This window comes from Butyrivibrio proteoclasticus B316 (assembly GCF_000145035.1).
Classification (GTDB): domain Bacteria; phylum Bacillota; class Clostridia; order Lachnospirales; family Lachnospiraceae; genus Butyrivibrio; species Butyrivibrio proteoclasticus.
Window position 1 is genome coordinate 2,906,958 of sequence record NC_014387.1, and the last position, 22,141, is coordinate 2,929,098.

25 protein-coding genes are annotated in these 22,141 nt (G+C 39.2%); 2 read left to right on the forward strand and 23 right to left on the reverse strand.

Going from position 1 to position 22,141, the window contains the following annotated elements; genetic code table 11:
• Window positions 1-3: 3 nt before the first annotated feature.
• Genes BPR_RS12010 through BPR_RS12025 form a run of 4 tightly spaced genes read right to left on the reverse strand, consistent with a single transcriptional unit; the run spans window position 4 to window position 3,686 of the window.
• The gene (locus BPR_RS12010; protein ID WP_013281762.1) at window positions 4-810 is read right to left on the reverse strand and encodes a sensor histidine kinase; all 807 of its coding nucleotides are present in this window, start codon (window positions 808-810) and stop codon (window positions 4-6) included.
• Between the two features lie 20 nt (window positions 811-830).
• Entirely contained in the window at window positions 831-1,526 is a 696-nt protein-coding gene (locus tag BPR_RS12015) for a response regulator transcription factor (RefSeq protein ID WP_013281763.1), read from the reverse strand.
• Between the two features lie 5 nt (window positions 1,527-1,531).
• Window positions 1,532-3,229 carry an ABC transporter ATP-binding protein gene (locus BPR_RS12020; RefSeq protein ID WP_013281764.1) on the reverse strand — a complete coding sequence of 566 codons (1,698 nt, stop codon included), beginning with the start codon at window positions 3,227-3,229 and terminating at the stop codon, window positions 1,532-1,534.
• A 4-nt stretch (window positions 3,230-3,233) separates the two neighbouring features.
• Window positions 3,234-3,686 carry a lasso peptide biosynthesis B2 protein gene (locus BPR_RS12025; protein ID WP_013281765.1) on the reverse strand — a complete coding sequence of 151 codons (453 nt, stop codon included), beginning with the start codon at window positions 3,684-3,686 and terminating at the stop codon, window positions 3,234-3,236.
• A 124-nt stretch (window positions 3,687-3,810) separates the two neighbouring features.
• Here BPR_RS12025 and BPR_RS12030 point away from each other — a divergent pair, with 124 nt between their 5' ends.
• Window positions 3,811-3,999: a hypothetical protein gene (locus tag BPR_RS12030; RefSeq protein ID WP_042257025.1), complete on the forward strand. Its 189-nt coding sequence runs from the start codon at window positions 3,811-3,813 to the stop codon at window positions 3,997-3,999.
• Between the two features lie 82 nt (window positions 4,000-4,081).
• Here BPR_RS12030 and BPR_RS12035 read toward each other — a convergent pair whose 3' ends face one another.
• From BPR_RS12035 to pssD, 8 genes are read right to left on the reverse strand one after another with little or no spacing between them, the layout of a single operon-like run.
• Entirely contained in the window at window positions 4,082-6,046 is a 1,965-nt protein-coding gene (locus BPR_RS12035) for an asparagine synthase-related protein (RefSeq protein WP_013281766.1), read from the reverse strand.
• 14 nt (window positions 6,047-6,060) lie between these two features.
• Window positions 6,061-6,996 carry a phosphoenolpyruvate carboxykinase (ATP) gene (locus tag BPR_RS12040; protein WP_013281767.1) on the reverse strand — a complete coding sequence of 312 codons (936 nt, stop codon included), beginning with the start codon at window positions 6,994-6,996 and terminating at the stop codon, window positions 6,061-6,063.
• Window positions 6,997-7,005: 9 nt separating this feature from the next.
• Entirely contained in the window at window positions 7,006-8,166 is a 1,161-nt protein-coding gene (locus tag BPR_RS12045; protein ID WP_167531171.1) for a nucleotidyltransferase domain-containing protein, read from the reverse strand.
• A gap of 29 nt (window positions 8,167-8,195) precedes the next feature.
• Window positions 8,196-9,203, reverse strand: coding sequence for a glycosyltransferase family 2 protein (locus BPR_RS12050; protein ID WP_143754357.1), 1,008 nt, complete (start codon window positions 9,201-9,203; stop codon window positions 8,196-8,198).
• Between the two features lie 36 nt (window positions 9,204-9,239).
• Window positions 9,240-9,503, reverse strand: coding sequence for a PqqD family peptide modification chaperone (locus BPR_RS12055; RefSeq protein WP_013281770.1), 264 nt, complete (start codon window positions 9,501-9,503; stop codon window positions 9,240-9,242).
• 20 nt (window positions 9,504-9,523) lie between these two features.
• Window positions 9,524-10,927, reverse strand: coding sequence for a sugar transferase (locus BPR_RS12060; RefSeq protein WP_013281771.1), 1,404 nt, complete (start codon window positions 10,925-10,927; stop codon window positions 9,524-9,526).
• A gap of 16 nt (window positions 10,928-10,943) precedes the next feature.
• On the reverse strand, window positions 10,944-11,420 hold the full coding sequence (gene pssE, locus BPR_RS12065) for a PssE/Cps14G family polysaccharide biosynthesis glycosyltransferase (protein WP_042257032.1): 477 nt from the start codon (window positions 11,418-11,420) through the stop codon (window positions 10,944-10,946).
• A complete protein-coding gene (gene pssD / locus BPR_RS12070; RefSeq protein ID WP_013281773.1) occupies window positions 11,417-11,890 on the reverse strand; it encodes a PssD/Cps14F family polysaccharide biosynthesis glycosyltransferase in 474 nt (157 codons plus the stop codon). Before pssD ends, pssE begins: the two co-directional genes overlap by 4 nt.
• A gap of 279 nt (window positions 11,891-12,169) precedes the next feature.
• Between pssD and dapF the strand changes: the two genes are divergently transcribed.
• The gene (dapF, locus tag BPR_RS12075; RefSeq protein WP_013281774.1) at window positions 12,170-13,093 is read left to right on the forward strand and encodes a diaminopimelate epimerase; all 924 of its coding nucleotides are present in this window, start codon (window positions 12,170-12,172) and stop codon (window positions 13,091-13,093) included.
• Here dapF and BPR_RS12080 read toward each other — a convergent pair.
• The 11 genes from BPR_RS12080 to BPR_RS12130 all read right to left on the reverse strand — a co-directional run bounded on the left by BPR_RS12080 (window position 13,090) and on the right by BPR_RS12130 (window position 22,140).
• Window positions 13,090-13,974, reverse strand: coding sequence for a class I SAM-dependent DNA methyltransferase (locus tag BPR_RS12080; protein ID WP_013281775.1), 885 nt, complete (start codon window positions 13,972-13,974; stop codon window positions 13,090-13,092). The two genes, dapF and BPR_RS12080, sit on opposite strands and share 4 nt — an antisense overlap.
• A gap of 57 nt (window positions 13,975-14,031) precedes the next feature.
• The gene (locus BPR_RS12085) at window positions 14,032-14,514 is read right to left on the reverse strand and encodes a COG2426 family protein (RefSeq protein WP_013281776.1); all 483 of its coding nucleotides are present in this window, start codon (window positions 14,512-14,514) and stop codon (window positions 14,032-14,034) included.
• Between the two features lie 69 nt (window positions 14,515-14,583).
• Entirely contained in the window at window positions 14,584-15,687 is a 1,104-nt protein-coding gene (gene hisC / locus BPR_RS12090) for a histidinol-phosphate transaminase (protein ID WP_013281777.1), read from the reverse strand.
• Between the two features lie 302 nt (window positions 15,688-15,989).
• Window positions 15,990-16,964 carry a hypothetical protein gene (locus BPR_RS12095; protein ID WP_042257036.1) on the reverse strand — a complete coding sequence of 325 codons (975 nt, stop codon included), beginning with the start codon at window positions 16,962-16,964 and terminating at the stop codon, window positions 15,990-15,992.
• 38 nt (window positions 16,965-17,002) lie between these two features.
• Window positions 17,003-17,755, reverse strand: a complete 753-nt coding sequence (locus tag BPR_RS12100) for a class B sortase (RefSeq protein ID WP_013281779.1) — start codon at window positions 17,753-17,755, stop codon at window positions 17,003-17,005.
• A 25-nt stretch (window positions 17,756-17,780) separates the two neighbouring features.
• Window positions 17,781-18,839: an LCP family protein gene (locus tag BPR_RS12105; protein ID WP_242662167.1), complete on the reverse strand. Its 1,059-nt coding sequence runs from the start codon at window positions 18,837-18,839 to the stop codon at window positions 17,781-17,783.
• Window positions 18,840-18,915: 76 nt separating this feature from the next.
• Window positions 18,916-19,374, reverse strand: coding sequence for a DUF5011/hyalin repeat domain-containing protein (locus BPR_RS12110; protein WP_013281781.1), 459 nt, complete (start codon window positions 19,372-19,374; stop codon window positions 18,916-18,918).
• 42 nt (window positions 19,375-19,416) lie between these two features.
• On the reverse strand, window positions 19,417-20,247 hold the full coding sequence (locus BPR_RS12115) for a polysaccharide biosynthesis tyrosine autokinase (protein WP_013281782.1): 831 nt from the start codon (window positions 20,245-20,247) through the stop codon (window positions 19,417-19,419).
• Window positions 20,248-20,295: 48 nt separating this feature from the next.
• A complete protein-coding gene (locus BPR_RS12120; RefSeq protein ID WP_013281783.1) occupies window positions 20,296-21,027 on the reverse strand; it encodes a YveK family protein in 732 nt (243 codons plus the stop codon).
• 9 nt (window positions 21,028-21,036) lie between these two features.
• On the reverse strand, window positions 21,037-21,762 hold the full coding sequence (locus BPR_RS12125; protein ID WP_013281784.1) for a CpsB/CapC family capsule biosynthesis tyrosine phosphatase: 726 nt from the start codon (window positions 21,760-21,762) through the stop codon (window positions 21,037-21,039).
• 195 nt (window positions 21,763-21,957) lie between these two features.
• Window positions 21,958-22,140: a DUF4250 domain-containing protein gene (locus BPR_RS12130; RefSeq protein WP_013281785.1), complete on the reverse strand. Its 183-nt coding sequence runs from the start codon at window positions 22,138-22,140 to the stop codon at window positions 21,958-21,960.
• Window position 22,141: the final 1 nt, after the last annotated feature.

Below are 22,141 nucleotides of genomic sequence, written 5' to 3' on the forward strand. Positions count from 1 at the left end.
CAATTACGCTTTAGGGAGCTCAACATAAAAACAACTACCTTTTCCAAGTTTACTTTCGCACCAGATTCTTCCCCCGTGCTGCGTAACGATTCCTTTGACAATAGATAGCCCAAGGCCGCTGCTGCTCTCTCCATCAGGAGTCCTTGCCCCGCTTACTCTATAAGTTCTCTCAAATATATGGTCCAATGCCTCTTCAGGAATCCCTTTTCCGGTATCCTTTACATAAAATGTGGACAACTGCCCCTCATCCAATACTCCAAGAACTATATCAGCCCCATTCTCCGAGTACTTACGCGCATTGGTAAAAAGATTATCCAAAACTCTGCTCATCTTACCAACATCTACATTTACTTCCGCATCATAATCATCCGGTATTTCGCATATTAGATTTCTCGCCGAATACTTATCATCTATCTGAGCAGCAAAAAAATATTCCTCAAGAAACTGGGACAATGGCACTTTCTGAAGCTTAAGCTCATCGCTGCCATTTTCTATACATGTCAGATAGTACAAATCACTGATCAGAACTTCAAGTGTCCTTGTCCTGTTGTCTATCAGATGCAGCATCTGCGTCATCTCATCTCCGGAACTTTGAAGACCACAATCTGTATTTTTCTGATTAAGATAGTCTATAGCACTTCTGATTGCAGTAAGTGGAGCCCTCAGATCATGGGAAATATTCTCAAGCATAAGCTTTCTCTCCCGTTCAGCCTGCTGCAATCTGGCATTCGCCTCCAATAATTTTTGGGACAACTCTGCCACTGTATTACTATCAACCTCAGGTTGCCTAAACTTTTTCTTTTCAGCCATTGAAATTCCTTTCAGCCTGATCATCTGCCGGGATTAACAAGCTTGTATCCTTTAGACCACACTGTCTCGATCAGATTATCTACTCCTGTCTGATCCTGTATCTTTTTGCGCAATCTGGACACATTGACCATTACGCTTCGTCTGTCTGTTTCTATGTATGTTCCCCAGAGTTTGAGCCCTATTTCCTCAAAAGTGATTTCTTTTCCGGGATTCTGAGCCAGAAATAATATAAGATCATACTCTTTATTAGAAATAGGAATTTCAGTTTCTCTGTAGAACAATTTATGTTTCTCTCTATCAACAAAAAATGGATCAAGGTCAATGATCATATCGTCACGTTTCTGCACCTGTTTCTGAGAGTTTCTCTTAATATGCGCCATAATTCTGACATAAACTTCTCTGAGGCTGTACGGTTTTTCGATATAATCGTCTCCTCCAACTTCAAAACCTTCTATCTTATCATCCTCAGACACCTTGCCTGAAAGGAATAAAACAGGAACGTTTGTAACGCCTCTGATCTGCTTACAAAGGGCGTATCCATCAAGTTCCGGCATCATCACATCCAGCAAAATACAATCAGGCTTAAAGTTCCTGACAAGATCCATCGCCTGCGTTGATTTTGAACAAATTTCCACCTTGCAATTCTTTTCCTCAAAGAATTTCTTGTTAATCTCTAAAACTTCAATATCATCATCCACCATAAGAATCTTGTACATAACGCTTACCCCGCAATTGAAGCCATCTTCTTATCAACTATCTGGATTTCTCTGTCACAATACTGTAATACTGACCTTCTATGTGTTATCAAAAGACATGTAGGTGAAGGATTCCATTTCCTGATTCCCTCAAGTACGCTAAGTTCAGTACTCTCATCAAGAGAAGACGTGGCTTCGTCCAATATAAGGAAAGGAGCCTTTTTGACAAGTGCTCTGGCTATTGCAATTCTCTGAGCCTGACCTTCAGATATACCTACACCTTTTTCCCCAATAACCGTATCTATTCCACGCGGGAAATCCATAACAAAATCATAAGCCGCAGCACCCTTGAGAGCCTCTATGACTTCCTCGTCAGTGGCATCTTTTTTACCCATAAGTACGTTATCTTTAATGCTACCGCTAAACAAAGTATTTCCCTGAGGAACGTAAGCTATAAAGTTCCTGGCATCAGGACTTGCCTGCATTGTCTCACCTGCATCGTTGTAAAATTCAATATTGCCCTTCATCTTATTGGTAAAGGCCATGATAAGGCGGACTAATGTAGTCTTTCCAATTCCGGATTTACCTACGATTGCAGTGAATTCCCCGGGCTTAAAATCTATGCTGGCATCATCAAATACCAGTTCATCTGTATAGCCAAAAGAAATTTTGTCTACTTTAACTCCAATGTTCTTCTGCTTAATTGATGCCCCGCTATACTCTTCCCTTGGAAGGTTCTGAAGTTCAATAATACGGCCTGCAGAAGCGAGCATTGAAATAAGCCTTGGTACCAACTGGGCAAGACTCACGATAGGAGCCTGTATTCTGTTAACCAGCTGCAGGAAAACAGTCATTGTACCATATGTGATAGTCCTGTTGGCTATGCAGATTGCTCCCCAGGCAAACGCAACTATATATCCAAGTTGGAATGATAGTCCCATAGCCGCTGATGCAAACATATTTGTTCTGTTCTTCTTAAACACCCAGTAAATACGCTCATCACGCAGCTGTGTAAGCCTCTCTTCTGAATAGTCCTCAAGACAAAATGACTTCTCTATGAGTATGTTGGCAAGACTTTCCTGCATAAATGAACGATATTTGGACTCTGTTTCCTGCACCTTAACAGTAAGATATTTCAGTTTTCTGCCCAGTACAACACTCGCAAACAAAGCAATTGGTGCTACAAGAAGTGCAAAAAGAGCAAGTTTTAGATCATAATATGCTAGTGTGCAAAATGTAACTAAAAGTTCAACTACCAACCTTATAATAGTAGGAATAGTAGATGAAATACCATCTGAAACAGCTCCAACATCACTGGTAAGTCTCGTCATCAGATCTCCAGTATGATATTTGGACACATCAATCCAGCAGGTATCAAGAATTCTTCTATAAACTTTCTTTCTGATTCCAAAACCAAATTTCTCATAAACAATGACAGAGAACAAGGAACTGACGATTCCCAAAAACTGTGAACCCAAAATTACGACAACATATATAGCTATTATTTTCCATAAATCTGACAGATTACCCTCAGAAGCCCTATCAATCATCTTTTTACCGATAATAGCCATCCCGACAGACATAAGTGTTGCTGCCAGATCAAATAGCATCAGTAAAAGAAGCTGCGGAATATATGGCTTACTGTAGCTGAGACACCATTTTAAATATTCCTTAGCATCATCTCTTTTATTCCAGTATTTTTTCAGCTTATCAAATTTCCCCATTTTATCACTTCATCCTTGATTTAAATTTGGCCACAACTCCATAACCTTCAGCTGTGCCATTCCCGCCGGTTACATACATCCTCCCAACACGTATCCATGCATGAGCAACCATCTTACCATCCAACTCTTTGCATCCAAGATACATAGTCGATTCAATTCCCTTTTCTGCCATAAGTCTCTGTGCCGTAAGGGCTCTGACCAGGCATTTACTCTCCCACTTAGTCTTATTGCATACCTGATTGACCGCATAGGCAACTCTTTTACAGAAGCGGTATTCATCCAGAGTAGCCTCCTCTGGAGTCTCTTCTCCTTCAATTCCCCATTTCTTGTTCAATTTAGCAGTATCTTCATATAACATCTGAAATCTGAAACGGGCAGACAATACCCAGGCCTTTAAGGTCAATGCCTTATGCTCGTTATATCTGATAAATCTATATCCTCTTGCAATTATACCCATAAATCACCTTATATAGTTTGAATTGTTTCAAAAAATAGTTACAATTTTGTTAGAAATCTTTACATTGACGTTTTCCCGCGATATTCTTGAGCAAACAAGTAATTTTAATAGGAGGAAAACTTGTATGAAAAACTGGAACGCACCTGAAATCAAGGAGCTTTGTCTCAGCGGTACACAGCAGCATGGTACCCCAAATCCATACGTTGATGGAAAAATCTATGATGCTCAGAGAAACGAGAACTGGTTCACATTCAGCGGTAACAATGTAGACGATACTGCTACTCCAGGTGAAGTAATCATTGGCAATCCTTGATACATAAGCCTGAGCTATCAAAGCATAGAAGGAGTCATTTATGACTCCTTTTTTTGCGTTTCATCGAATCCCGCCGAGCTTACTATATATTTATTACTTCGGAAAACTCGTCAAAAAATCTGCCAAGAGCTAAAATTCTGACGACATTCAGGGCATTTTTCTCATTAATATCCTCTTTCATCAAGGCCTCTACACCATCCCGATTCATAAAGCCATAAACGGCTTCATTTATCTTGCTTTGGCGCTTATCTTCGCCGAAACTACTTAGTCTTTTTACCTTATCAGCCGCCTGTCTTCCCTTATACTTGTACTGCAGCCTTTCACGGTCAGGAAGATAGTCATCAAGGTATTCCCTGACTAATCGACGCTCCAATCCATTGAAAACATACTGATCCGGAGAAAATGATGCGCATAACTCAAGAAGTCTCTTATCCTTGGTAGGATCCCTAAAGAGAACTCCAAAGTACAGACTATACTTGGTATCATATAATCCCTGAGTCTGAAGAATATTTATATCCCCCAAGTTCCTATACATTTTCTTCGGGCTCAAAACACTTGTAAAGCCATAGAAATTGAAACGTTTTATTAGCACTTTATTGATTCTATATTTACTCAGCATAGCTGGTTTTATAAGCTCATCGTCTATAATCTTTTTATACGCATTATTGATTCCGAGCTTAAAAGTAACTTCTGATACTATTTCATCTAACATTCCCTGAAAAAGTGCCTTCCTAGGAATGCCACATTTGCCGCCATATATTCCCAGCTGTTTCTTAGCTTCCAGTACATGGCCGGATAAGAACTTCTGGAAGAAGTATTCCCTTATTTCTCCCCTTGAAATAGTAAAATTGCCAAATTCTCCAGTAAGCAGCACCTTACATCCTTTTTGAGATGCTGTTTTTATAATGTATTTCATCCATACCTGATTAACAAACGCTTTTCCGGGTATTTCAAACATATGGACAAGTTCATCCATTTCAGTAAAGGGACTCATGCCGTAACAATCACAAAATTCCTGTTCTATATTCGGATATCCGGCAATTATATTCTTTACACCACTACTCTCATCCGTTATTTCCCATTTAGAAGTACTTTTATCAAATCCCTTTATCGGAACAGATGTAAAACCATAAAGTTTTCTGCCTTTTTTTTGCAATGACTTTGCGGCAACAGTCGCAACAGATGATGAATCAAGTCCACTGCTGATTGTTGCAGCAACTTCACCATCTGTATCCATAGCATCCTCTACACATTTGAAAAAGACGTCTCGAAAAGCCTCTCTATATGCGCTGTCTTTGGGATTCTTTGGCCATACTCTATCCAATTTACGGGTTATTCCAGGGGTATAATATACTACAGAGCGGTATTTCCATTTGTCTTTTCCTGGTTCTGCCTTAACATAATTACCGCGAACAGAATGATATACATTTCTAAATGGAGTACGATCCGGAAATACATACATATATGGCGTGAGTGAAGCTTCACAACCAACTATAAACTGCTCGTCTATTCCCTTATACTCCTGTGGCATAACATTCAAAATAGGTTTTGAAAGAGTTGAGAAAAATAGCTCATTACCGCAAATACTATAATCCACGCATCTACTACCTGTATGATCTGTAAAGAGATAAAAGCTATTATCTTTTTTGTCATAAACAGCTATGGCAAATAAGCCTATAATATGATCAGTAAATTCATGTCCCCACTTTTTCCATGCATAAAAAGAAAGCTCCCCATCAGGAGTCTCTTCATTTAAACCGCCAACTCCAGCAACAGTTAGTTCTTCGATAAGTTTTTTCCTGTCATTTAATACCACATCAGCAGTGAAAACTATCTGACTTTCGCTGTCATAAATAGGTAGCCTTTCATTATGAGACCGCTTATTAAAGCATTGTAGCCCACATGCAAAAAAACCGTTTTCAAATTGTTCAATACCTATGCGTTCTATAACACACTCGTCATAAGGTTTTTTCATAAGCTCACTGAGCTTAGTATAGTCCTCTGAAGTATTATTCTTAAGATTGATATATCCCCATATTGCTGACATCTGATCATTCCCGCCTATATATTTTCAAGTATTCGATCAACAACCTCTTTTTTCGTCTCAACGCCTCTTACTCTTGTCACATCAATAATATTAATCTGACCGGCCAGATAAACACATTTGAGCATTTCATCAGGTTCAAGGCCAATTCCGTATCCATAGAGCCATTCAAGAAAAAATCTTGAAGTAATAGCATTTACCTTCTCTGCTCCATCGATAAATCTGAGCTTAACGCCATTTACATACTCCTCGTCATTGACAGCCCGTGGAATAATATGGAGGGATACCATAGCATCAACCTTTCGTTTTTCATTCACGAAAATATCACGTCTGTCCACCGAGAACTTGTCTCTGTCTTCGTCAATATATCTGAGTTTTTCAAGATCATATCCATTAGACTCAGCTGCATCCCTGCATAGCTTCTGTTCAGGGAAGCCTGGATATGAATAGACTAAACCATCTTTTCCAACATCAAGAACTGAAATGTCATCTGCAAGCAGCTTGCCACCTTCATCTATCAATGCCATTGAAGTCGTAGACTTACCGGTACCGCTGTCTCCACATACAAGTACTGTCTTATCCCCAATAGACACAGTACTTCCATGAAGCACTATTTTTTTTCTCTGTGTCATGGCAAGAGCAATACCGTTTCCCATCAAAAATGATCTTGCAATACCTACATCTGTATTTTCATTTTTTTCGCAGATCATTCTGGTCTTCTCATTTATTGTCTCAACCAGAAAATCTCCTGCCTGATTATGAAACCACACTCCATGTTCAGTAAAAAAATGAATATGCCCTTTTTCCAGAAGCGATCTGTACTTCTCTTTAAGTGTTTTTTCTTTAGAAATATCTATCGTTATATCAGCTTCGCCCTGCTTATTACATTCAAGAAGCTGCGGAAATTCTGTATTTGACTCTGCGATTAGTCCATATAAGCTATATCTGTACATGAAAATATCTTACCTTCTAAAATTAAGATTGAGTCTGTGATACATTTCTATCATCATAGCTGCATCTTTTTCTTCAGTATTTTCAAACAACTGCTTATGCTTTTTGGCCTCGTCGCTACAAGCAGCAGTACATCCTCTGACTACCCATGCTATAGGTAACAAAAAAGCCTTGTTCTCAAGCCATTTATACTTCTCAACCATAAATTTATATGAAGGAAAGTAATAATGGAGTCTTGCGTGATTCCCTTTTGGTGTTTCTTTGGCAAGCTGGCCCCAAATTCCGTTCTCACTCTTGCCATAGATTCCGCTATCTAACATATAAGTAAAAAGATTCTCATAGAATTCCGAACACTCAGTATTATCTAGCCAAATAAAGGCCAGCTCTCTCATGTTTATTTCAAAGTCTCTTATTCCACACTTGATAAGCTCTTTGTCCAGATATGCCCGATTCATACTACCAGCATACTTATTCCAGAAAATATAGATATCCATAAGATTTCTGATTCCACATCCGGTCTCAAAGAAATGCTTACTCATATGTGCGATCATATATACATAAAAGTCCTCATGAGAAAACTCGTACGTATACTTCTTTCCATCAGCAAGTTTCGCCCTAAAGTCTTTGAAATAAACGTGCTGATTATGATCCACCTTTTCATCAAAGAGGCACCAATGAATCTCAACATGAAGGTTCCCGCCTTTACTAAAGATCATATGGTGCTTGATAAGGCCATGGTTTGTATATCCCATTGCCTCCATAACTTTAGCAGCTTTATCAAGAGACTCATCATAGACAACCAGATCAATATCGCTCATCTCACGCATTTCCGGAGAGGGATAATCATTTTTAATAATTGCTCCCTTTAATAGCTGATGCCTGATTCCTTCTCTTTCAAAGGCTTCTGTAATTTCTCTGCTGCCAACTGTCTGCATCAAAGTCATAAACGTACTGACTTTTAAGTCATTTCGCATAATTTCAGCATGCTTCTCATCAATATCAAGTTTAATTAATGAACTGGCAATTGGATAATAGATATGTCCTTTCGCTGCGTAATTTATCAATTCCCCGATATCTATGCCATCCGGAATATCATCCGGTTTTCTTTTTTCAAAACAGGCCTTTACAAGCTCGCTGTAATATATTCTGATGTTGGCCTTACTAGCATCCATTTTCTGTTTTCCCCTAATACTTTTTTTCATCATCCAATCATCACCTTGGACAGGACATATGCATAAGGCGCACAATTCCATCTGGCGACTGATTTGATATACAGTCCAATCTTCCCTCTGAAATACTTGTTTTTATGATAATCCGGAAAAAATTTATTCACATAATCAAATGTTTTGTTAAATAACTCTTTTCTCAAATATCTGTTTGGGACTCTGCCTATTCTGCTAAAATTACTGCAAAAGGCTATCTTAACGCAGAAATACTCAAGTTCATCCTTGTATTTACTATAAATACCCTTTCTGTGATAAAAATCTGTTATGTCATAAAGTACCTTGAAAATGTCGCCGACTTTAGCTCCCAGATTCCTTGTCATAGTAGAACTCTGTCTGACACTGTAATATACAAGTTTCTCATCAAGATAAGCATGTTTTTTTATAAAAGGAAGTGCTTTTAGATAAAATGATGTATCCTCATAGATCATCCCTTCTGGGAAAAAAACATCATTATCTATCAAAATGCTCTTTTTATATAACTTATTCCACGGTGAAACCTGCGGATTCAAAAACAATTCTCTCACATCTTCATGCGCAGATATCGTTCCCCTGGTACCAATCTCTTTGTATGTCGGAAAAGAGCCATCTTCTGAAGCTATTTCAAACATGCTATGATAATGGCACTCTACAAGATCTGCCCCATCAGACCTTGCCAGATTCAATAATTTCTCATACATTGTGACATCAACGTAATCGTCAGAATCTGCAAATCCTATATACTCCCCCCTTGCCTTTTGGATTCCCATATTCCTGGCAGTAGCCTGTCCGCCATTTGTCTTATGGAACACTCTTATAAGCTCAGGGTATTTTTCCTCATACTCCTGCAATATATCAGGTGAACTGTCTGTAGATCCGTCATCGACCACAACAATCTCCAATTCCGAATGAGGAATTGTCTGTCCGACAAGGGCATCAAGACATCGCTTTAAATATTTCTCGGTATTATAAACCGGTACAACTACACTTACCATATTCCCCGCCATCACTTTATTCAAAGACTATAAGCAAGATTCCTCTGCTCAAATAAAGTCAAGCTCTTTAAGTTTGCCCAGAAATTCCTGTACTGATGCTGTACATTCTTCCCTTGAAACATCATACTCACCAAGAAGTCTGTTGATAATATCCTCTACAGTAATTTCCTCCTGAATAAGATCCCATATATCATTTCCGGCTCCTTTTATCATAAAATATTTGCCGGATTCAAAATCTATCATTACCTTCTCCCCTGACAGATCTGTTACATTGAGCTGTTTTTTCAGCTTGACTGACTCCTTCATATCCATTTTTTACATTCCTCCCTAAATTAATATGCCCCTTTTCTCGTAAGCAGTACCCCAACTGTCTTGATGAGAATTGCAATATCCGCACTTAAGGACCAGTTGTCTATATACCTTAAATCCAGTTCTACAACCTCATCAAAATCCGTTATACTATTTCTGCCACTTATCTGCCACAATCCGGTTACTCCAGGCTTAATACTGATCCTTCTCCACTGCCCACGCTCATACTTTGATACTTCATCAACTGTAGGAGGTCTTGTCCCCACAAGACTCATGTCTCCCTTGATAACGTTAAATAGCTGTGGAAGCTCATCAATACTTGTCTTCCTGATAAATTTACCCACTTTTGTGACACGGGGATCATCCTTGATCTTAAACATGAAGCCGTCCATTTCATTTTTCTGGAGCAGCTCCTCTTTTCTAGCCTCTGCATCCACACACATACTACGGAACTTGTACATATTGAAGGTGCGACCGTTCTGCCCTACTCTCTTCTGTTTAAAAATAACAGGTCCTTCTGAGTCAAACTTTATTGCAATAGCAGTTACAAGCATGACAGGTGACAGAACAACCGTCGCAAATACACTTAACATAATATCCAGAATTCTCTTAATTGCCTGTTCATAACTGTTAAGAGCTATAGTGTGATATGTAATAAGTGGAAATGTTCCGACAGAACTTACATAGCTGTTAGATCTAAGCATTCTATGAGAATAAGAGACATCCAGAACAACTCTGACTGTTACTCCCATCTCAAGACATATATCTATGTATTTCTGTATCTGAGCTATATTATCATCGCTATGCTGGATAAAATAGACCTGATCAATCTCCTTGTTTCTGATAATCTGCTCCAGATCTTCTATTTTCCCCAATGTGTTAAACACCTTTTTTTCAGGCATTTCACCGTCTAGGATATAACCAACTTCTTCAACCTTCATGCTGGTCTTATTAAGAAAATAATTAAACTTCTCATATTCCTCAAACATACCAACAAAAGCTGCTCTCGGAGCCTGAATGTTTGTAAACATCATCTGCAATAATCTGCTGAGAACCATATTTATGCATATAGCAACATAAGTCCAGGCAATATAATACAAATGAAATCTCCTGATATTATAATGCGGATTGTATACATACATGAGAACCATGGTTATACCTGCTGCCAGTATCCAGGACTTGGTAATAATCTTCCAAAATCTGTCCAGATAGAAAAATAGTGTGACGTTGTATATTCTTGCTTCCTTATTAGCCAAAATGTAAATCACTATAAAAGCAACAACAAGCGCAAGACATTTGAGATTGGAAGATGGTAAAATAACATTCTCAAACGCCTTGCGCTCAATTAAATATACTAATAAAAGGACTAAAATGTCCTCGATCATCTGTATAGTATTTGTATTGGCTCCTTTATTACTACGATTCATTTATCTGTCCTAATTCTCAGTCAAAAATATTGATAAATCGCATGATAGTCTCCTCAATGTTGCCGCCCTTAAGTTCGTATGGTTTAAAATCAAACGTCCTTGCCTTATCAATATAATCCTTTAATTCTGTTACTTCTTCACATTTTAAAACGCATCCCTTTGATGAGAATGCTTCTGCTATCTGACACTGGTGATCATCTACATGTTCCAGATATTTATTCTTACGTGGTACTACGATTATTGGTTTCTTGGAATTGATGCCTGATATGATGGTACCCACCCCCGCGTGGGTGATAAGCACGCTGCACTCAGCTATTTTCTTGTTATAATCCGCCACATCCATAAAATCTGTATATTGGCAATTCTTGGGGACATAATCCGACCACCCCTTTTGCACAAATATCCCCTCAGATATTTGCGTGGCCAATTCATCCGCAGCCTTTACCAGCCTATTCATCTGAAATTTCTGTGTCCCCAAAGTGACAAAAATCAAAATATTCCGCCTCCAAGCATCGATTTCGGATATTTCTCAAGCATATCTTCCCATTGCACCATAAAAAGATCTGACATGTTGTAAACAAGTTTTCCTGTAAGAGATGGCTCGTTGACTCTTGCAAAAGACTCAACGTAAACAACCTTAATTCCAAGAAGCTTACCGACAACGCAAAACGGATATGCTACCAAAGCACCTGTAGTTATTATAAAATCAGGCCTCTCTTTGAGAAGAATGCGTAAGGTTCTATAAAACAACCAAATAAATTTAGGCAAAAAATTAAGTTGCCTTCTATTCATCATTGGCACAATATATCTCTTGTCACAGAAATTCTTGATTTCAAAATCACTTTTCTCTGTAACCAGAAAACAGTCATATGCCTTCTCTATTCCCTTGAGTCTGGATATCTCTTCCAGGTGACCACCTGAAGATGCGACAAAACAAATCTTTTTAACCCCCTCTTTATTCATACAAACCTCCACTTACAAATACACGGGTTCCCCCAGTTAACAGCGTATATTCGTCCCCTTAAATGCAGACAAGTATAAAATATATCTTTTCACTAAATACTTTAAACTGTACTCAATCATAAAATCTATCATATTTGTTAGATTTTTTGAATAGGGATTTAATATAAATAATATTATTTTTATAATTTTTATTTATTTTTTTACTAATATCGTTGAATTTGATATGTAAAGGCCTTAAAATTAACTAACTTTACAACAATTGCAAAGGAGTACAGAATTATGTTTTTTACTAAAATGCATGGCTGTGGAAATGATTATGTCTACGTTGACGGTTCAAAAGAAATTATTGAGCAGTCTAAGAAATCTGAGATTGCCAGAATAGTTTCTGACAGACACTTTGGAATTGGTTCAGACGGACTTATATTTATAAATCCTGTGGATGATGATTCTATTGATTTTGAAATGGAAATGTATAATGCCGACGGCTCTCGCTCAGAAATGTGCGGAAACGGAATCAGATGCGTTGCAAAATATGTATACGACAACAGACTGACAGACAAGACTGATTTAGTCATAGTTAGCGCCGGCAAAAAGAAATACATAAATCTGGAAATCGGAACAGATAATCTTGTATTTTCAGTAAAAGTTGATATGGGAGCTCCGATACTGGCAGCTTCAGAAGTTCCTGTAGCAGTTAAATCTGATATATCCACAGATAGAAGCTCTTTGCCTTCTGCTACTCGTGAATTATTAAGCTCCATGCCGGATATTGTAATTGATACTCCTGTTATCATAGATGGAAAAGAGTGGAAGATCACCTGTGTTTCCATGGGGAACCCACACGCAGTTGTTTTTCTTCCCGAAGATGTAAACCTTGATTCATTTGAAATAGAAAAGATTGGTCCAAGGTTTGAGAATAACTCTATTTTCCCTAACCGCACCAATACAGAATTTGTCAAAGTTGATGACAGAGGCAACGTACATATGCGTGTATGGGAACGCGGAACAGGCGAGACTCTTGCCTGTGGCACCGGATGCTGCGCCACAACTGTTGCCTGTGTTTTAAACGGGCTGACAGACAATAGAGTAGCTGTTCATGTCCTAGGCGGAATCGTAACCTGCACATGGGACGGAAATGCAGAATCCTCAGTGATCATGGAAGGCCCTGCAACTACCGTTTTTACCGGTGAAATAGATCTTTAAGATTTTCCATGTTCTCTGGCAATGATGTATATTCTTTCGCTATCGTCTGTTGGCTCCTCATGGCTGTCAACATCGATAGCGGTAATATACTCAAGTCCTGCTGCCTCAACAAATCCTCTCATCTCATCAAGAGTATATCCCCTCTGATAATGTGTTTCAGAAAATCGCCTGAACAGCTCATCCTCTGCATTATCAGAAGTCTTAACAAAAATAGTCAGATCATATTCATTAATGTGCTCATCTTCATGATAGTAATTATCCCAGATAAAGCTGCATTCATCACGATTCTCCGCAATAGTCGCATCTCCTATCACATCTCTGTACTTATGAAGAGTATTAAAATCAAAGATAAAAACTCCTCCCGGAAACAGAAAATTATTAACCAGTTTGAAGGTTTCTATAACATCTTCATCCTCAAGAAGGTAGTTGACGCTATCGCACACGCTGATGATCGTTCCGGCAGTACAATACAGATCAAGTTCCCGCATATCCTGTTCCAGATACATAATATCAAACCCTGCGTCTGTAGCCTTATTCCTTGCAATATTCAACATTTCCGGAGACATATCTATCCCCATTATGTCGTAACCTTTTTGCTTCATGACCTGGGTAAAAGATCCTGTCCCACATCCAAGTTCTACGACAAGATTGCGTTCCTCATCAATAGCTTCTTCATAATCATGATTGCTACTATCTGTAGAGCCATCATCAATATTAGTCTTATCAGACAGAGTATCCTTTGTTTCATTGTTATCAATGTCATAAGCTTTGGATACCCCATATTTTCTGATAAGCTCATCAATAAAATCACCCCATACATCGTATGGGGTTTCATCCATGAAGGTATCATATACAGTTGCAAAATCAGAGTATGCTTCCATCCTGATCACCTCTCAAAAAACAATATTATCAGCTCTATTATGCGGCCAAAAAGATTCTCATACTACAACGCCAACAATAACAAAACTTACTATGCTCATTATAATCCCGGCTAAAGCAACACCACAAATTACAGCAAGAACACTCTGTTTAAAATCCATATCCAAAATGCTTGCAGCCAATGTTCCAGTCCAGGCACCTGTACCAGGAACAGGGATACCAACAAAAAGAAGAAGTGCTACAAACAAGCCTCTTCCTGCAGTTGCTTGAAGCTTTTTGCCTCCCTTTTCACCTTTTTCCAAGCAAAATGTAAAAAATTTACCTATTACAGGCTTATCTTTTCCCCACTCAAGAACCTTTCTGGCAAAGAAAAAAATAAATGGAACAGGAATCATATTTCCTAATGCTATAAGTACATAAGCAAGCTTAAGATTAAAACTCGGATCAACTGCATGTATTGTGTGTGCGATAGGAATAGCGCCTCTAAGCTCAACAAGTGGAACCATCGCCCACAAAAATACTGACAGATATTTTACTAACATGTATAACTTTCCTCCTATTATTCTAATTGCAACACGTAAAACGTATCATATCGGAATAACGAAGTCTAGTCAACATTTCTTTAATTCTTCTTTCAATGCTTTGATCAGCTGATCCATTTCCTCATCAGTTCCAATTGAAATTCTGAGGTACTCACTAATTCTCTCAATATCCCAGCGCCTGACAATAATATTGCGCTGTCTGAGAGCATCAAATATCTCTTTTCCGGACCTTTGTGGGTGCTTTACAAAAATAAAGTTTGTCTTGGAATCAGCAAATTCAAATCCGAGCTCTTTTAACTTAACCTTTGTCCTTTCTCTAGTTGCAATAATCTTGTTTCTGGTTTCCTCAAAGTATTCCTTATCGGCAATTGCAAGGGCGCCAAGTTCCAAAGATGGCATGTTCATGGTATAGGAGTTAAAAGAAAATTTTACATCGGACAGGTATTTAATGAGCTTTTCTGATCCGAATGCATATCCAATTCTCATGCCAGCCATTGATCTTGATTTGGAGAAAGTCTGTACAACGAGAAGATTATCATATTTATTGATAAGTGGAAGAGCACTCTCAGCTCCAAAGTCAACATATGCTTCGTCCACAATCACAACAACATCCCGGTTATCCGCGACAATTTTCTCAATAGCTGATAAACCAAGAAAGACACCTGTAGGTGCATTGGGATTTGCTATTACTATTCCGCCGCACCCTTCTTTCTTCTGTTCATCAGATGCTTTGCTGCCACCTGCGCCATATCCTGTATAGTCGTCTACGTCAATTGTGAAATCATCTTTAAGTGGAACCTGCCTGTAAGGAATCCTATAAAGCTGAGCCCATACATCATAAAAAGAGTATGTTATATCAGGGAAAAGAACCGGCTTCTCTGAATTAAAAAACGCCAGAAATGCCATGGCAAGTACATCATCAGATCCTACTCCCACAAAGACATTCTTTTTATCCACATTATAATAATCTGCAATTGCATCTACCAAAACAGAGCACGTAGGATCCGGATACTTCCTGTAATCAGAAACATCTGTCTCCTTAATCCTCTCAGCAACTGCCGGTGCAGGCGGATAAGGGTTTTCATTTGTATTAAGTTTAATTATATTCTTAATCTTTGGTTGTTCTCCCGGTGTATATGGAACAACCTTTCTAACGTTAGCTTCCCAATTCATTAGCGGTACTCCTTTATATTCAAATATCATGCGTCGTTTTGCGCACTTTTTATAAGCTTATGTAAGGCATGTTTTTACTTTATCACGCTACCATAGCATAGCATGTATAATAAATTCTTTCAACACATCTATTTTCCCCTTAATCTATGAGCAAAAAGAGCTTTGCCGGATCCAATTATCCACGCAAAGCTCTTATAACCATCAACCTATCTTAATTCTATCAATGAATAAACATTTCTCACACAAAGTCCAAATCATGTTCTTGCTAAAAAAGCAGCAAGTGCAGATTTTTGTTTACTATCTTAATATGATACAGATGCGAGCACCGGAACCCTGATAAATGCCAATGTTCCATATCTTGTCATATTAACAATGACATGATCCTGTCTGATCTCCGGAGTTGGAAGCTGTACCCACTTACCATTCTGCAATTGGTAAACAGCGATATTGTCAGCAGCAGTAACTCCTGAAACATAGAAGTTTACTCGTGCGTTTCTAAATGCAACTGTTGAAGTTACTGTTACGCAGTTTATCAATGATCCCTTAACATTTGCAGCCAAGCTTGCAGCCGATGTCATAGTCCCACCATCCGGAACGCCAACGATAAAAGTAACATTACTTTTACCGCCATTTATCTCTACATGGCCGCCCTGAGCAACAACGTTTCCTCCATAAGAAACAGCGTTGTTATTGATCATCATCTGATTACGAGTAGTATTTCCAGAAGAACTTCCTCTTCCAGCCATATTCCTGGCATCATTTGCAGCCATCTTAAGCTTGCTCTCGTAGTCACCAGCCTGCTTAGAAAGCTTTGCAATATCTGCGCTCTGTTTGGAAGCGAGAGCTGCATAATTATTGACCTGTTTCTGCAGATCCTGATTCTTGTTCGTAGCCTCTTTGTAATCCTCAGCAGCTTTACTCAAAGCCTGTGTAGCGGCATCAAGACTATCCATAGCCTTACTGAGTTCTGCATTTGCCGCATCTGCCTTGGAATTTGCCTCTGCAGCTGCTTCACTTGCACTTGCTGCTTCAGATCTTGCGGCTGCAGCGTCGTTTCTTGCCGCTTCAGCTTCAGATTTGGCAGCACTTGCGGCAGTCTGAGCTGCATTACGATCATTTATAGCCTTGGCATATTCCTGCCAGAATGCTGCCCAGGCACTTTGTGAGCCAGGTGCTGGAGGAATGTCTCCATTGGAGCCGCCATTCGTTGCAAGAGCGCTTACGCTAAATGCTATTACCATAACGCAAGATAACATGAGTGCCAGAATCTTCTTCATCTTTTTCGTCGCCTCCATACTTTCCTTAACAACATCTATTATTCAGGGTCTCCATAATCCACGTATCTGTCTATCGTCCCTGCCACGTCTCCTATTAAACTGCCAATCACTACTAGCTGTTTACCAGTCGCCGGATCAGTAGTAGTTAACGTAACCAAAAAGTTTTCCGGTACCACCTGATCTTCCCAGCCATTTCTGATAATCTTGGACATACTCCTGGAATCATATATTTCATCCAGAAAAGCCTGGCAGCCTGAAGCATATGAAAAATCATATTGTTCTAAAAGCCTTGTATCATCTCTCAAATACGCAGCAAAAATGTAATACACAAGTGCGTTTCCATCAAGATAAATATAAATAAACTGATTTTCATCAAAATAGGTTCTGTCTAAAAACTGGCTAAGCCCTGCAAACCTGCTGCCATCAGAAGGGGATGATCCGTGTATCACGGTATTAAAATCACACATATCATTCCCGTTAGCTGCTTCAATATAAAGTGCTCCATCAGGGTCATACCTCTTGACATAATCATGGCTTGCATAATAGCTGTCATCACCCTCAGAGCTTTGGAGAACCGGCGCTTCTATCGTCGTTCCAGGAATCTTTATCCAGGCAAATATATCGCTGTTGGCTTCATGTAGCTTTTGTACATCAATTACCTGTTCTTCTGCTTCTTCACCATCTAAAGTGGCATTATCTGCGGCACTTTCTTTTCCGCACCCAAACAAAAAAGCTGTCAAAAGAAGCATGACAATCAGTCCATTTCGGGTTTTCACACCTCTACTTTTCATTTATCGGCATCTTCTCCTCAAAACTTTAGTCCACATAATTAACTTTTTCATAAAAAACTTCAATTATAGTTTTAAACAGGTCATCCTCATCAACATAAAACTCCTCGAAAAATTCTCCTCTTGTAGTCTCGCCGTTGATCATCATAAAGTCAGTCGGGTCAAAAGAATAATTGATCATGTCCGGAGCCAGATATGAAACTTCATCGGCAGTAATATTGGTTACCATTGCATCTCTGATTTCTGTAAAAATCTGAATAGCAGCGTTATTATTTTCAGAACTTGCATTTCTGGCAGCCTTAATAAAAGCATTCAGATATTGTCTCTGCCTCTCAAGTCTTCTGTCGCTCGATCCGAAAACGGAAGTATCTCTGCATTTAACATATCTAAAAGCAGTCGCCCCCTCAAGGTGAATCTTCTCGCCTTCCACAAGCTTTTTATCAAACTTGGTCAGGTCCTCCAGTACAGTAACATCAACTCCGCCTACCATATCATTTATCTTTGGAATCGCACTCATATTAATAGCCGCATATCCATGAATCGGAAGCTGGTAAAATAGATTGGAAACAGCCTTGACCTGATATTCACAAGACTCCTCCATCCCATTTCCAAAGCCATGTTGCACAGCAATCTGCGCGATCATTGTGGTCATATACCTTCCATATTCGTCGTATATATCCACATCTGTCATAGTATTTCTGTTTATTCCGATTATCTTGATCGATTCATCATGTGGATTTAATACCAGGAGAAAAAGAGCATCCGCCTGCCCACCATCAGCTCCTTCTTTAACCTCTTTGACAACTTCATCCTCCTTATCTATACCCATTATCAAAAAGGTTATTATATCCTCATTATAATCATAGACCTCTCCGTTATATCTGACCCAGTCGCTCTGCCATTTTTCTGCAGTGTCTACAGAATATGCACCATTCGCCTGATCAAGCATAGGGGTACTGGTCGCTGATTTAGAATCCAGATTCGTTTTTCCAAAAAATCTCATAGCTTCAAAGCCGGCAAGTCCTCCTGCAATGATTGTCATCAGGACCGCCCATACTATGAGAAATACTTTGCCCACTCTTCCCATAGGCATATCTCCACTTATTCATTCTCACAAAACCGCGCTAGTGTGGTTATATATATGTTCATCAGGTAATTTATGTTTATTGTATAATCTCTTCTTCAGAACTACCTTCAGCACTGCTAAACTCCTCAGCACCGTCACTCATAAATAAATTAGGATATAGCTCATCCTCAACTATTTCGTCCATTTCTCCATCATTTTCTATATCTTTGATATCCGCCGGAAAAACTCTGGACTGCTTAGCCACATTTCCACTGTAATCAGCAACAGCATAATAAACTACGGCTGTCTCTGCTTCTCTATTTAGAACCACCTTTTCCACAACAATCCTGCTTGTAAGATCTCCATCCCGTGAATCATATGCATTTATGCCAGCTATCAGGTCAGAGTCCTCCGTTTTGGAATCATATATCAGGTTCAGCGCAGAAAATCTAAATTCAGGCTCCTGCCTGTCGCTTCTTCCGTATGCAATAACAATAAAGGCTATCAATACTCCACTTAGTATAGTAAAAAAAATTCCTAGAATATTTCCTTTCACTATGTGCCCCCATAATCAATTCTTTCTAACCCTGCAATAACATCAGTCTTTTCTCATTACTCCTGCAAGATAATTAAGTTCATCAAGATCATCTTCATCAGGTTCAGGGTCAGTAACGGTAGCATTTGGCTTGGTAGGAACATCGATATTGTCCTCACCATACTTGCCATAGTACTTTCCGTAGTACTTGCCGTAATACTTACCATAGTAGTTACCGTAGTGGCCATAATAGCCTTTTCCAGCTATATCAACCTTGTTAAGAACAACTCCAAGCATCTTGGCTCCCGCTTTATCAAGCTGATCTTTTACTCTCTGAGCAAATCTGTAACTGATAGCATTACTCTCAATCACCATAACTGTTCCGTCGCACTGTTTGGCTACAACTGCTGCATCAATAACGCTTCCAAGAGGAGGCGTATCAACAATAATATAGTCAAAGACCTGTTTCATGTTCTCCAACGCCTTACTAAAAATACGTCCCCCAAGCAGCTCACTTGGGTTTGGTGGAACCGGTCCACTGAATATAACATACAGATTAGGAGTGTCTGTCTCACAGATCACACTTGAGAGCCTTTCTCTTCCAACTAGGCAGTGGGTAAGCCCGAGCCTTACAGATCCCGTTTTATATCGTCCCACAAGAACAGACTTACGCATATCAGCATCCACCAGAACAGTCTTTTTGCCCGCTTCTGCAAAGGCTCTTGCAAGCGCCATTGCGACTGTTGTTTTACCCTCACCCGGAGTACAACTCGTAACTGATACCACTTTTACATTCTGTCCACTAAACTCTATATTACTTCGAAGAGTCTTGTAGGCCTCTTTTATCTGATAATTGTTCTCAGACTGGCTAAAATGTAGCTTCGCGTTTTGCATGAATCCCCCTGTAAAATACAGTCAAAATGTACGATTTATGGTTTATGATCACTTAACCTTCTTAGGTTTTTGTTTTTTCTTTTTCTTGTCCATCTCATCCGTCGTCAGAGGTATAAGTGCAAGTGTACTAAGCCCAAGATATCGCTCAACATCATCATTACTCTTGATCGAGTCATCAAGCAGATACCCAAGTATTGCAAAAAAGGCTACAACTACTGCACCTATAAAGCCTGCAATTATTGTCCATCTGGCTACTGAAGGACTTGCCTTGTCTGTCGGAACATTTGCAGTTTCAGCTATATTGATGGCGTCAATATCCATAACATTTGTGATATGTTCACTCGCAACCTCTCTGATACAGTTGGCAATCTTCATAGCCATCAGGGGATCTTTGTCCCTGACAGTAATTGCAACTATTCTCGTATCTGATGGTGTATCCACTTTGAGGACATCATAAAGGTCCTTATATTCCATATCTGTCAGATGGAGTCTTTGAATAACTTCTTCCAGAACACGCCTTGACTTGATAAGCTCCGCATAGTCCTGAGTGAGCTGCGTTGATATCTGCACATCCGAATAGGTTACAGTCTGGTTTTCTTCCTTGTTCAGAATATATATCTTGGTTGTGGACTCGTATTCCGGGCGAATCACAAACTTACTGAGAAAAAGGCCTGCCAGCGCAAAGAAAATACCTGCACTGATAATCAGGAATGCTCTTCCCATAAGTACCGCAAACAGTTCCCCAAGATTAATTTCCAGCACGTCATCTCTGTTATTCATTAATCTCCCTCACAACATTTCATTTCGAATAACCGACATAGGATTAGTGTAAAAAACCTTATCGCTATACCCTTGGCCATATTTCTTAGCCACGTAGTTCCTGCAGTCCAGAATTTCCGGAGCTCTTTTAAGGTTGTCGTGAGCATCCGTAGCTACAAAATGAACCAGTCTGTTCTTTAATAGTTTTTTAGTAAAATGGGAAATTCCGAAGCCATATTTTCCCATTACGCTAGAAGCATTTACCTGAACCAGGCATCCCATGCTGATAAGATCTTCTACATAAGAAGCATGAGATACTATATCGCTATATCTTTCTATATGAGCGATGATTGGGATGTATCCTGCTGCCTGAACCTGGTAGATTGCATTATGTATTGCTTTATATGGATTAGTCGGATGAAACTCCACAAGAACATAGTCAGAGCCCGCCAGAGTACATATCTTGCCTTTTTCAAGTTCTCTCTGAGTCTCATCACTGTAGTATATTTCGTTTCCTGAATATAGATGTATATGAATACCAGCCTTATCAGCATTTTCCTGCAGTCTCTCACAATAAAGCCTATTGTGCTCCGGGCTGACATTGTGGTGCATTGGTTTATGATGGGGAGTCAGAATTACCTGCTCAATTCCATTTCTTTCTGAAATCTGCAACATCCTGAGACTAGTCTCCATGTCAGGTGACCCGTCATCAACTCCCGGCATAATATGACAGTGAATATCGATAGATGAAAGCATCTCGTTCCCCCTGTCTGGTTATTATAATCAAACACACTATTACATATAAATGTGTATGATATTACAAATTTATTATACACCTAAAAAATGCACCGTTTCAACATGATGTGTTGAAACACGGTGCATTTCCAAGATGTAGAGTAACATATTTACAGATAATGATTCACAAAATATCATTATCTAGATTGTAATAGATCATGCAAACTTGTTAAGCTCAGCGTTGTAAGTATATCCTACGTCTTTAAGTTTTTGAACTATTGTCTCCAGTTCGGATGTGCTGATATCGAGTCCTTCTGCCAGGGCATCCAGATTTCCATATTCATCGCGAAGCTTCATATTTATAAAACTTAGTAGCATTATTGGATCATTTGGTATCATA

What these genes read in the sequence shown, in the direction of transcription:
- BPR_RS12010 (WP_013281762.1), bottom strand. Translation starts at nt 810, where the DNA reads ATGGCTGAAAAGAAAAAGTTTAGGCAACCTGAGGTTGATAGTAATACA.
- BPR_RS12015 (WP_013281763.1), bottom strand. Translation starts at nt 1,526, where the DNA reads ATGTACAAGATTCTTATGGTGGATGATGATATTGAAGTTTTAGAGATT.
- BPR_RS12020 (WP_013281764.1), bottom strand. Translation starts at nt 3,229, where the DNA reads ATGGGGAAATTTGATAAGCTGAAAAAATACTGGAATAAAAGAGATGAT.
- BPR_RS12025 (WP_013281765.1), bottom strand. Translation starts at nt 3,686, where the DNA reads ATGGGTATAATTGCAAGAGGATATAGATTTATCAGATATAACGAGCAT.
- BPR_RS12030 (WP_042257025.1), top strand. Translation starts at nt 3,811, where the DNA reads ATGAAAAACTGGAACGCACCTGAAATCAAGGAGCTTTGTCTCAGCGGT.
- BPR_RS12035 (WP_013281766.1), bottom strand. Translation starts at nt 6,046, where the DNA reads ATGTCAGCAATATGGGGATATATCAATCTTAAGAATAATACTTCAGAG.
- BPR_RS12040 (WP_013281767.1), bottom strand. Translation starts at nt 6,996, where the DNA reads ATGTACAGATATAGCTTATATGGACTAATCGCAGAGTCAAATACAGAA.
- BPR_RS12045 (WP_167531171.1), bottom strand. Translation starts at nt 8,166, where the DNA reads ATGGATGCTAGTAAGGCCAACATCAGAATATATTACAGCGAGCTTGTA.
- BPR_RS12050 (WP_143754357.1), bottom strand. Translation starts at nt 9,203, where the DNA reads ATGGCGGGGAATATGGTAAGTGTAGTTGTACCGGTTTATAATACCGAG.
- BPR_RS12055 (WP_013281770.1), bottom strand. Translation starts at nt 9,503, where the DNA reads ATGGATATGAAGGAGTCAGTCAAGCTGAAAAAACAGCTCAATGTAACA.
- BPR_RS12060 (WP_013281771.1), bottom strand. Translation starts at nt 10,927, where the DNA reads ATGAATCGTAGTAATAAAGGAGCCAATACAAATACTATACAGATGATC.
- pssD (WP_013281773.1), bottom strand. Translation starts at nt 11,890, where the DNA reads ATGAATAAAGAGGGGGTTAAAAAGATTTGTTTTGTCGCATCTTCAGGT.
- dapF (WP_013281774.1), top strand. Translation starts at nt 12,170, where the DNA reads ATGTTTTTTACTAAAATGCATGGCTGTGGAAATGATTATGTCTACGTT.
- BPR_RS12080 (WP_013281775.1), bottom strand. Translation starts at nt 13,974, where the DNA reads ATGGAAGCATACTCTGATTTTGCAACTGTATATGATACCTTCATGGAT.
- BPR_RS12085 (WP_013281776.1), bottom strand. Translation starts at nt 14,514, where the DNA reads ATGTTAGTAAAATATCTGTCAGTATTTTTGTGGGCGATGGTTCCACTT.
- hisC (WP_013281777.1), bottom strand. Translation starts at nt 15,687, where the DNA reads ATGAATTGGGAAGCTAACGTTAGAAAGGTTGTTCCATATACACCGGGA.
- BPR_RS12095 (WP_042257036.1), bottom strand. Translation starts at nt 16,964, where the DNA reads ATGAAGAAGATTCTGGCACTCATGTTATCTTGCGTTATGGTAATAGCA.
- BPR_RS12100 (WP_013281779.1), bottom strand. Translation starts at nt 17,755, where the DNA reads ATGAAAAGTAGAGGTGTGAAAACCCGAAATGGACTGATTGTCATGCTT.
- BPR_RS12105 (WP_242662167.1), bottom strand. Translation starts at nt 18,839, where the DNA reads ATGGGAAGAGTGGGCAAAGTATTTCTCATAGTATGGGCGGTCCTGATG.
- BPR_RS12115 (WP_013281782.1), bottom strand. Translation starts at nt 20,247, where the DNA reads ATGCAAAACGCGAAGCTACATTTTAGCCAGTCTGAGAACAATTATCAG.
- BPR_RS12120 (WP_013281783.1), bottom strand. Translation starts at nt 21,027, where the DNA reads ATGAATAACAGAGATGACGTGCTGGAAATTAATCTTGGGGAACTGTTT.
- BPR_RS12125 (WP_013281784.1), bottom strand. Translation starts at nt 21,762, where the DNA reads ATGCTTTCATCTATCGATATTCACTGTCATATTATGCCGGGAGTTGAT.
- BPR_RS12130 (WP_013281785.1), bottom strand. Translation starts at nt 22,140, where the DNA reads ATGATACCAAATGATCCAATAATGCTACTAAGTTTTATAAATATGAAG.